This window comes from Kitasatospora sp. NPDC028961 (genome assembly GCF_055564815.1).
The window spans coordinates 419394-430231 of the sequence record NZ_JBVHVO010000004.1 but is presented as its reverse complement, the minus strand read 5'-3'; the positions used below and the strand labels follow the sequence as shown (position 1 = coordinate 430231).

Annotated in this window: 1 protein-coding gene; it reads left to right on the top strand. The window is 76.5% G+C overall.

Going from position 1 to position 10838, the window contains the following annotated elements; translation table 11 throughout:
• On the top strand, positions 1-10827 hold the full coding sequence (locus tag ACZ4UX_RS12080; protein WP_465706545.1) for a type I polyketide synthase: 10827 nt from the start codon (positions 1-3) through the stop codon (positions 10825-10827).
• Positions 10828-10838 lie beyond the last annotated feature (11 nt).

Here is a 10838-nt window from a genome sequence, read left to right as displayed (position 1 = left end):
ATGGCGGATGAAAGCAAGCTTCGCGACTACCTCAAGCGCGTCCTCGCCGAAGCGCGCCGCTCCCAGCAACGCGTGCTGGAGCTGGAGGCCGAGAAGGCGGAGCCGATCGCGATCGTGGGCATGGCGTGCCGGCTGCCGGGCGGGGTGGCGGGCCCCGACGACCTGTGGCGGCTGGTCACCGAGCGCGGGGACGGCGTGTCGGGCTTCCCGACCGACCGCGGCTGGGACCTGGACGGGCTGTTCGACGAGGACCCGGAGAAGAGCGGCACCTCCTACGTGAGCCGGGGCGGCTTCCTGCACGAGGCGGGGCTGTTCGACGCGGGCTTCTTCGGGATCTCGCCGCGCGAGGCGGTGGCGATGGACCCGCAGCAGCGGCTGCTGCTGGAGACCTCGTGGGAGGCGCTGGAGCGGGCCGGCGTCGACGCGGCGGGGCTGAAGGGCTCGGACGTCGGCGTCTTCGTCGGAGTGATCAACGAGGGCTACGCGACCGGCGGCCCCGTCCCCCCGGAGCTGGAGGGCTTCACCGGGACGGGGACCACCGGCAGCGTGGCGTCGGGCCGGATCTCCTACGTGTTCGGCTTCGAGGGTCCGGCGGTCACCGTGGACACGGCGTGCTCGTCGTCCCTGGTGGCGATGCACCTGGCCGCGCAGGCGCTGCGGCGCGGGGAGTGCTCGCTGGCGCTGGCCGGCGGTGCCACCGTGATGGCCGGGCCGGGCATGTTCATGGAGTTCTCGCGGCAGCGGGCGCTGGCGGCCGACGGCCGGTGCAAGTCCTACGCGGACGCGGCCGACGGCACGGGCTGGGCCGAGGGCGCCGGCATGGTGCTGCTGGAGCGGCTCTCCGAGGCGCGGGCCAACGGGCACCACGTGCTGGCCGTGCTGCGCGGGTCGGCGGTGAACCAGGACGGCGCGTCCAACGGGCTGACCGCGCCCAACGGCCCTTCGCAGCAGCGGGTGATCCGCAAGGCGCTGGCGGCGGCCGGGCTCACCCCGGCCGACGTGGACGTGGTGGAGGGGCACGGCACCGGCACGGTGCTGGGCGACCCGATCGAGGCGCAGGCGCTGCTGGCCACCTACGGCCAGGAGCGCGAGCCCGGGCGTCCGCTCTGGCTGGGCTCGCTGAAGTCCAACATCGGCCACACCCAGGCCGCCGCCGGGGTGGCGGGCGTGATCAAGATGGTGCAGGCCATGCGGCACGGCGTGCTGCCCGCGACCCTGCACGTCGACGCGCCCAGTACCGAGGTGGACTGGTCGGCCGGCGCGGTGGAGCTGCTCACCGAGGCGCGGGACTGGCCGGAGACCGGGCGGCCGCGCCGGGCCGGGGTCTCCTCCTTCGGCGTCAGCGGTACCAACGCGCACGTCGTCCTGGAGGAACCGCCCGCCGAGGCACCCGCCGAGCCGGACGCGGTGCGGTCCGCGCCGGGCGGTGTGCTGCCGCTGGTCGTCTCGGCGTCCTCGGCCGGCTCGCTGGCCGGGCAGGCCGAGCGGCTGGCGGCCTTCCTCGGGACCGCCGAGCGGCCGGAACCGGCGGACGTCGCCGCCGCGTTGGCCACCGGGCGGACGGCGCTCGCCGAGCGCGCGGTGCTGGTGGCCGCTTCGACGGAGGAGGCGCTGGCGGGGCTGGCCGCGTTGGCGCGCGGGGAGTCCGCGCCGGGGTTGGTGACGGGCAGTGTGTCCGGTGCGGGCCGGACGGTGCTGGTGTTCCCGGGGCAGGGTTCGCAGTGGGCCGGGATGGGGCGTGAACTGCTGGACACCTCACCGGTGTTCGCCGAGCGGATCGCGGAGTGCGCCCGGGCGCTGAGCCCCTGGGTGGACTGGTCGCTGGAGGAGGTCCTGCGCGGGGACGCCCCGGCCGAGCTGCTCGACCGGGTGGACGTGCTCCAGCCCGCCAGCTTCGCGGTGATGGTCGGTCTGGCCGCCGTCTGGGCGTCCGTGGGTGTGGTGCCGGACGCGGTGGTCGGGCACTCCCAGGGCGAGATCGCGGCGGCCTGCGTGGCGGGTGCGCTGTCGTTGGAGGACGCTGCCCGGATCGTGGCGGTGCGCAGCCAGGTGATCGCCGGGAGCCTGGCCGGTCGCGGTGGGATGGCGTCGGTGGCGCTCTCCGAGAGCGAGGCTGTCGAGCGGCTGGTGCGCTGGGCGGGCCGCGTCGAGGTCGCGGCCGTCAACGGCCCGGCCTCGGTGGTGGTCGCGGGTGACGCCGAGGCGCTGGACGAGGCGCTGGAGGTGCTGGCGGCCGACGGCGTGCGGGTGCGGCGGGTGGCGGTGGACTACGCCTCCCACACCCGTCATGTCGAGGCGATCGAGGAGACCCTGGCGGAGGCCTTCGCGGATCTCCGCAGCCAGGCCCCGCGGATTCCCTTCTACTCGACCGTTACCGGCGGTTGGGTCACCGAGGCCGACGTGCTGGACGGCGGGTACTGGTACCGCAACCTGCGCGGTCAGGTCCGCTTCGGCCCGGCGATCGCCGCACTGTTGGACCAGGGCCACTCGGTGTTCGTGGAGTCGAGCGCGCACCCGGTGCTGGTCCAGCCGGTCAGCGAGATCGTGGACGAGGCCGGGGCCGAGGCCCTGGTCACCGGGACGCTGCGGCGGGACGAGGGCGGTCCGCGCCGCCTGCTGGCCTCGATGGCCGAACTCTTCGTCCGTGGCGTGGCGGTGGACTGGACGGGCGTGCTGCCGACCGGCACCGCCCGCGTCGAGCTGCCGACCTACGCCTTCGACCACCGGCACTACTGGCTCCAGCTCGGCCCGGCCGCCGACGCGGCCTCGCTCGGCCAGTCGGCCGCCGACCACCCCCTGATGGGCGCCGTGACGGAGGTGCCGGAGACCGGCGGCCTGCTCGGCACCTCGCGGCTGTCGCTGCGCACCCACCCCTGGCTGGCCGACCACGTCGTCGGCGGTGCCGTGCTGCTCCCGGCCGGCGCCCTGGTGGAGCTGGCCGTGCGGGCCGGTGACGAGCTGGGCTGCGGCACCCTCGACGACCTGGTGGTCAAGGCCCCGCTGCTGCTGCCCGAACAGGGCGGCGTCCGGGTCCAGGTGACCGTCGGCGGCCCCGACGAGAGCGGTGCCCGCAGCGTCGCCGTCTACTCGACCCGGGAGGACGCCGCGGGCGACACCGGCGGCGACAGCTGGACCCGCCACGCCACCGGCACCCTCACCGCGACGACCAAGACCGCCACCCCGCAGGCCGACTTCACCGTCTGGCCCCCCGCCGGGGCCCGGCCGGTCGACGTCGACGCCCTCTACACCGACCTCGGCGGGCACGGCTACCAGCACGGCCCGGCCTTCCGGGGCCTGCGCGGGCTCTGGCAGCGCGGCGCGGAGACCTTCGCCGAGATCGCGGTGGACGAGGAGAACCGGGAGGAGGCCGGTCGGTTCGGCCTGCACCCCGCCCTGCTCGACGCCGCCCTGCACCCGGCCCTGCGGGACACCGCGGTGGCCGACGGCGTCGCGACCGGCGCCCGGGTCTGGCAGCCGCTGGCCTGGCAGGGGCTCGCCCTGCACGCCGTCGGCGCCTCCGTACTGCGGGTGCGGATCGCGCCGCAGGGCGGCGACGCCTTGACGGTGGAGGCGGTCGACCCGGCCGGCGGCGTAGTCCTGACGGCGGACTCGGTGGAGCTGCGGCCGCTGACCGCCGAGCAGTTGACGGCCGGCCCGGCCACGGCGGGCGCCGACTCGCTGTTCCGCGTCGAGTGGAGCGACCTGCCACCGTCCACGAGGGCGGCGGCCGAGCGGCCGGTCTGGCTCGCGGTGTCCGACGCGGCCGGGATCACCGCGCTGGCCGACGGCGCGGGCCCAGAGGCGGCGCTCCCCGCCGTGGCGGTCCTGGACGCCGTGGCGGACGGCGCCGACGGCGTCGACGCCGCGCTCGTCCTGACCAACCGGGTGCTGGCGGCCGTCCAGGCCTGGCTGGCCGCGCCCGGCCTGGAGGAGGCCCGGCTGGTCGTCGCCACCCGGGGCGCGGTCGGCGCCGGCGCGGACGGCGCGGTCACCGACCCGGCCGGTGGCGCGGTGTGGGGCCTGATCCGCGCCGCCCAGACCGAGAACCCGGACCGGATCGTCCTGCTCGACCTCGACCCCGCCGCGGACCTCGACCTCGACCTCGCCCCGGTGCTGGGCACGGCGCTCGCCACCGGGGAGCCCGAACTGGCCCTGCGCGGCACGGCGTTGTCCGTCCCCCGGCTCGTCCGCGCCGCACCGGCCGCCGGGGCCGACGGCGGGACGGGGACCGGCCTCGACCCCGAGGGCATCGTCCTGATCACCGGTGGCACCGGCTCGCTGGGCGGGATCCTCGCCCGGCACCTGGTCGCCGACCACGGCATCCGGCACCTGGCGCTGGTCAGCCGGCGCGGCCCGGCGGCCGAGGGCGCGGCCGAGCTGGTCGCCGAACTGAAGGGGCTCGGCGCGACGACGGTCGCGGTGGAGTCCTGCGACGTGACCGACCGGGCGGCCGTGGCGGACCTGCTGGCCGACGTGCGGCGCGCCGGGCGCCGGCTGACCGCCGTCGTGCACACCGCGGGCATCGCCGACGCCGGTGTCATCGGCACGCTGGACCCCGAGCGGGTCGCCCAGGTCTTCGCCCCGAAGGTCACCGCGGCCCAGCACCTGGACGCCCTGACCCGCGAACTCGCCCCCGACCTGGACGCGTTCGTGGTCTTCTCCTCGGTCTCCTCGGTGTTCCTGGGCGCGGGCACCGGCAGCTACGCGGCCGCCAACGCCTTCCTGGACGCCCTCGCCCACCAGCGCCGGGCGGCCGGTCTGGCCGCGACCTCGCTGGCCTGGGGCCTGTGGAACCAGACCGCCGGCGGTATGGCGGCCGGCATGGACGACCTCACCCGCAGCCGGATGAACCGGCGCGGCGGTGTGCTGGCGATGACGGCCGAGGAGGGCATGGACCTCTTCGACGCGGCCCTGCGCACCGGCGAGGCGCTGCTGATCCCGGCCAAGCTGGACCTGCGGGCGCTGCGCGCCGGCGCCGCGGCCGGCCGGGACGTCCCGACCTTGCTGCGCGGCCTGGTGCGGACCGGGCGGCAGCTGGTGCGGGCGGCCTCGGGGGACGGCGGCGGCGGGCTGGCCGGTCGGCTGGCCGGGCTGGCGGCGGCCGAGCAGGAGGCACTGCTGCTGGAGCTGGTCCGCGGCCACGCGGCGACCGTGCTCGGGCACGCGGGGCCCGACGCGATCAGGAGCGGGACGGCCTTCCGGGACTCCGGCTTCGACTCGCTGACCTCCGTCGAGCTGCGCAACCGGCTGCGCGAGGCGACCGGTCTGAAGCTGGCCGCGACGGTGGTCTTCGACCACCCGACCCCGCTCGCGTTCGCCCGCTACCTGCACGCCGAGTTCGGTCTCGTCGCCGACGGGACCGCCGCGGCGGCGCCGGCGGTCGCGCCCGCCGACCCGGACGAGCCGATCGCGATCGTCGGCATGGCCTGCCGGCTGCCCGGCGGCGTCGGCAGCCCGGCGGACCTCTGGCGGCTGGTCAGCGAGGGCCGGGACGCGATGTCCGGCTTCCCCGAGGACCGCGGCTGGGACGTGGCGGACCTCTTCGACGCCGACCCCGGAAAGGCCGGCACCTCCTATGTGAGCCAGGGCGGATTCCTCTACGAGGCGGGGCGGTTCGACGCCGGGTTCTTCGGCATCAGCCCGCGGGAGGCGCTGGCGATGGACCCGCAGCAGCGGCTGCTGCTGGAGACCTCGTGGGAGGCGCTGGAGCGGGCCGGCATCGACCCGCTCTCGCTGAAGGGCACGGACGCCGGGGTGTTCTCCGGTGTCATGGGCCAGGGCTACGGCGCCGGCGGCGCGGTGCCCGCGGAGCTGGAGGGCTTCACCGGCACCGGCGGCATGGGCAGCGTGGCCTCCGGCCGAGTGGCCTACGTCTTCGGCTTCGAGGGCCCGGCGGTCACCGTGGACACGGCCTGCTCGTCGTCGCTGGTCGCGATGCACCTGGCCGCGCAGGCGCTGCGCCAGGGCGAGTGCTCGATGGCGCTGGCCGGTGGTGCGACCGTGATGGCCACCCCCGGCACCTTCGTGGAGTTCTCCCGCCAGCGCGGTCTGGCGACGGACGGCCGGTGCAAGTCCTACGCGGACGCGGCGGACGGCACCGGCTGGGCCGAGGGCGCGGGTGTGGTGGTGCTGGAGCGGCTGTCGGAGGCGCGGCGCAAGGGGCACCGGGTGCTCGCGCTGGTGCGCGGGTCGGCGGTGAACCAGGACGGCGCGTCCAACGGCCTGACCGCGCCCAACGGGGTCTCCCAGCAGCGGGTGATCCGCAAGGCGCTGGCCAACGCGGGCCTGACCGGCACCGAGGTGGACGTGGTCGAGGGCCATGGCACCGGCACGGTGCTGGGTGACCCGATCGAGGCGCAGGCGCTGCTGGCCACCTACGGCCAGGACCGGGAGCCGGGGCGGCCGCTCTGGCTGGGCTCGCTGAAGTCCAACATCGGCCACACCCAGATGGCCGCCGGGGTGGCCGGTGTGATCAAGATGGTGGAGGCGCTGCGGCACGGCGTGCTGCCGCCCACCCTGCACGTCGACGCGCCGTCCTCGCAGGTGGACTGGACGGCGGGCGCCGTCGAGCTGCTGACCGAGGCGCGGGAGTGGCCGGAGACCGGTCGCCCCCGCCGGGTGGGCGTCTCCGGCTTCGGGGTCAGCGGGACGAACGCGCACCTGATCCTGGAGCAGGCCCCGGTCGAGGCCGAGGCGGAGGCCGTCGCGGTCGAGGCCGCGCCGGCGGGTGTGGTCCCGCTGGTGCTGTCGGCGAAGAGCGCGCGGTCGCTGGCCGGGCAGGCCGACCGGCTGGCGCCCTTCGTCGAGACCTCCGGCGCGGGCACGGCGGAGATCGCCGCCGCCCTGCTGACGCAGCGGGCCCTGCTGTCGGAGCGCGCGGTGGTGCTGGCGGGTTCCAGGGAGGAGGCGCTGGCGGGGCTGAGCGCCCTGGCGCGCGGCGAGCGCAGCCCGGTGCTGGTGACCGGGACCGCCGGTGAGGCGGCGCGCACGGTGCTGGTGTTCCCGGGGCAGGGGTCGCAGCGGGTCGGGATGGGCCGGGAGCTGGCCGAGCGGTACCCGGTGTTCGCCGAGGCCTTCGACGCGGCCTGTGCCGCGTTGGACGCGCGGTTGGCGGGCTGGACCGAGCACCCGGTCAAGGACGTCGTGCTGGGCACGGCCGGATCGCTGGACCAGACCGTGTACACCCAGGCCGGGTTGTTCGCGGTGGAGACGGCGTTGTTCCGGCTGATCGAGTCCTGGGGCGTCCGGCCGGACGCGGTGATGGGGCACTCGATCGGTGAGATCACGGCCGCCCATGTGGCCGGGGTGCTCTCGCTCGGGGACGCGGCGGCGGTGGTCGCCGCGCGAGGCCGGCTGATGCAGGCGCTGCCGTCCGGCGGCGCGATGGTGGCGGTGGCAGCCACCGAGGCCGAGGTCGCCGAACTTCTCATGGACGGGGTGGACCTGGCGGCGGTGAACGGCCCGTCGTCCGTGGTCCTCTCCGGCGAGGAGGCGGCCGTGCTGAAGGCCGTTGAAGCCCTCAAGGCGCAGGGCCGCAAGGTCAAGCAGCTGACCGTCTCGCATGCCTTCCACTCGGCGCTGATGGAGCCGATGCTGGCGGAGTTCGCCGCCGTCCTCGCCGAGGTGGTCTGGCGCGAACCGCGGCTCCCGGTGATCTCCAACGTCACCGGCCGACCGGCCGAGCCCGGCCAACTGACCGACCCCGCCTACTGGGTGGACCACGTGCGGCGCCCGGTCCGGTTCGCCGACGGCATCGCCGCCGCAGCCGGGGACGGCACCGCACTGTTCGTCGAGCTGGGCCCCGGCGCCGCGCTCAGCAGCGCGGTGGCGGAGTCCGCCGGCGACGGCGCGCTCTGCGTCGCGGCCCTGCGCGACGGCCGCCCCGAGGCGCACACCGTGCTCGCCGCGGTGGCCGAACTCCTCGTCCGGGGCGTCGCGGTGGACTGGTCCGGCCTCCTGCCCGCCGACCCGGGCCACCTGGAGCTGCCGACCTACGCCTTCGACCACCGGCAGTACTGGCTGCAGCCCGCCCCGGCTGCCGACGCCGCCTTCCTGGGACTGACCGGGACCGACCACCCGCTGCTCGGCGCGCTGATGCACCTGCCGCAGAACGACGGCCTGGTGTTCACCTCCCGGCTCTCGCTGCGCACGCACCCGTGGCTCGCCGACCACGCCGTCGGCGGGGTCGTCCTGCTGCCCGGCACCGGCCTGGTCGAGCTTGCCGTCCGGGCCGGCGACGAGGCCGGCTGCGGCGCCCTGGACGAACTGGTCATCGAGGCACCGCTGGTTGTGCCGGAGCACGGCGGCGTCCGGGTCCAGGTCGCGCTCGGCGGCCCGGACGAGCGGGGCACCCGGACGGTGGAGGTGTACTCCGCCCGGGAGGACGCGGTGGAGGCCGGTACGGACGGCTGGACCCGCCACGCCACCGGCACCCTGCGGCCGGTCGGGACCGGCGCCGCGCCGGCGTTCGACCTCACCGCCTGGCCGCCGCCCGGCGCCCAGCCGGTCGAGGTCGACGTCGAGGGCTTCTACGCCGACCTGATCCGGCTCGGCTACACCTACGGCCCGTCGTTCCAGGGCCTGCGGGCGGTCTGGCGGCGCGGCGAGGAGGTCTTCGCCGAGATCGCCCTGCCGGAGGACCACCGCGAGGGGGCGGGCCGCTTCGGCATCCACCCCGCGCTGCTCGACGCCGCCCTGCACGCCAACGGCTTCGTCCGCCCGGCCGATGCCCCCGAGGCGGCGGACCAGCCCCGGACGGTCCTGCCGTTCGCCTGGAACGGGCTCACCCTGCACGCCGTCGGCGCCTCGGCGCTGCGGGTCCGGGTGGCACCGTCGGGCCAGGACGCGGTGTCGCTCCAGGCCGCCGACGAGACCGGCGGTCCGGTCCTGACGCTGGACTCCCTGGTGTTCCGCGCCGTCTCCGCCGAGCAGTTGGAGGCTGCGGCGGGTGCGCCGGGCGGCGACTCGCTGTTCCGGGTGGAGTGGACGGCCCTGCCGTCGCCGCCGCCCCTCGCGGCCGCGCCGAGCCGGGTGTCCGTCGCCACCGCCGACGAGGTGACCGCGCTGGCCGCGGCGGGCGGGGTGCCGGACGCCGTGGTGCTGACGGCGGCCGGTACGGACGCGCTGGAGCTCTCCACCCGGGTGCTCGACGTGCTCCAGGCGTGGCTGGTCGCTCCGGTCCCGGAGGCCTCCCGGCTGGTCGTGGCGACCAGCGGCGCGGTGCCCGCCGGTGGCGACGCCGCGGTGACCGACCCGGCCGGCAGCGCCGTCTGGGGCCTGGTCCGGGCCGCCCAGGTGGAGAACCCCGACCGGATCGTCCTGCTCGACACCGCTGCCGGCACCGACGCCGACGCGGTCCTCGCCGCCGTGCTGGCCACCGGTGAACCGCAGGTCGCGGTCCGCGGCCCGGTGCTCTCCGCGCCGCGCCTGGTCCGGGCCGGCGCCGTCGACCGGGCGGAGCCGGTGCTGGACCGGGCGGGGACGGTGCTGGTCACCGGTGGTACCGGGTCGCTGGGTGCGGTGCTGGCCCGGCACCTGGTGACCGAGCACGGCATCCGGCACCTGGTGCTGACCAGCCGGCGGGGTCTGGAGGCCGACGGAGCGCGGGAGTTGGTGGCCGAGCTGCACGCGCTCGGCGCCGAGTCGGTGGCCGTACCGGCCTGTGACGTGACCGACCGGGACGCACTGGCCGCACTGCTCGCCTCCGTGGTCGACGAGCGCCCGCTGACGGCCGTCGTGCACACCGCGGGCGTCCTGGACGACGGGGTGATCGGCGCGCTGACGCCCGAGCGGCTGGCCCGGGTCTTCGCCCCGAAGGTGACCGCCGTCGGCCACCTGGACGAGCTGACCCGCGAACTCGCCCCCGACCTGGCGGCGTTCGTCGTCTACTCCTCCGCCTCCGGCCTGTTCGGCTCCGCCGGCCAGGGCAACTACGCGGCGGCCAACGCCTACCTCGACGGCCTGATGGCCCGGCGCCGGTCGGCCGGCCTGCCGGCGCTCTCGCTCGCCTGGGGCCCGTGGGAGCAGAGTGCCACCGGGATGACCACCGGCGCCGAGGCGGCCGGGCGCACCCGGACGAACCGCCGCGGCGGCATCCTCGCGCTCGGGCCGGCGGAGGGCACCGCGCTGTTCGACGCCGCGCTCGGCGCGGACGAGGCACTGCTGGTGCCGATCAAGCTGGACCTGCGGGCGATCAGGGCCGAGGCCGCGACCGGCGGGGGAGTACCGCCCCTGCTGCGCGGCCAGGTGAGGGCCGGCCGCCAGGTGGCCCGGGCCGCCTCCGGCGACGGCGGCGACGGCCTGGTGCGCCGGCTCACCGGGCTCGCCCGGGCCGACCAGGAGGCTCTGCTGGTGGACCTCCTGCGGGCCCAGGTCGCGCTGGTCCTGGGCCACACCGGACCGGACGGGGTGGTGGCCGGGACGTCCTTCAAGGACGCCGGATTCGACTCGCTCACCTCGGTCGAGCTGCGCAACCGGCTCCGCGAGGCCACCGGCCTCAATCTGTCCGCCACCGTGGTCTTCGACTACCCGACCCCGCTCGCCCTGGCCCGCCACGTGCACGGCGAGCTGCTCCCGGACGGCGCGGCGAGCGGTCCGGAAGTGGACGAGGACCGGCTGCGGCACGCCCTGGTCTCCCTCCCGATGGCCCGATTCCGGGAGGCCGGGCTGATGGAAGCCCTGGTCAGGCTGGCCGCACTGGACACCGGCGGACCGGCGGCCGACGCGGCGGACGAGGACGACCGGCCGGGCACGCTCGCCGACCTGGACGTCGACGACCTCGTCCAACTGGCGCTCGGCGGCGACGACGACGAGGGCCTCGAAAGCTGATGCGGTACAAC

Coding starts and splice junctions, on each gene's coding strand:
- ACZ4UX_RS12080 (WP_465706545.1), top strand. CDS start 1: ATGGCGGATGAAAGCAAGCTTCGCGACTACCTCAAGCGCGTCCTCGCC.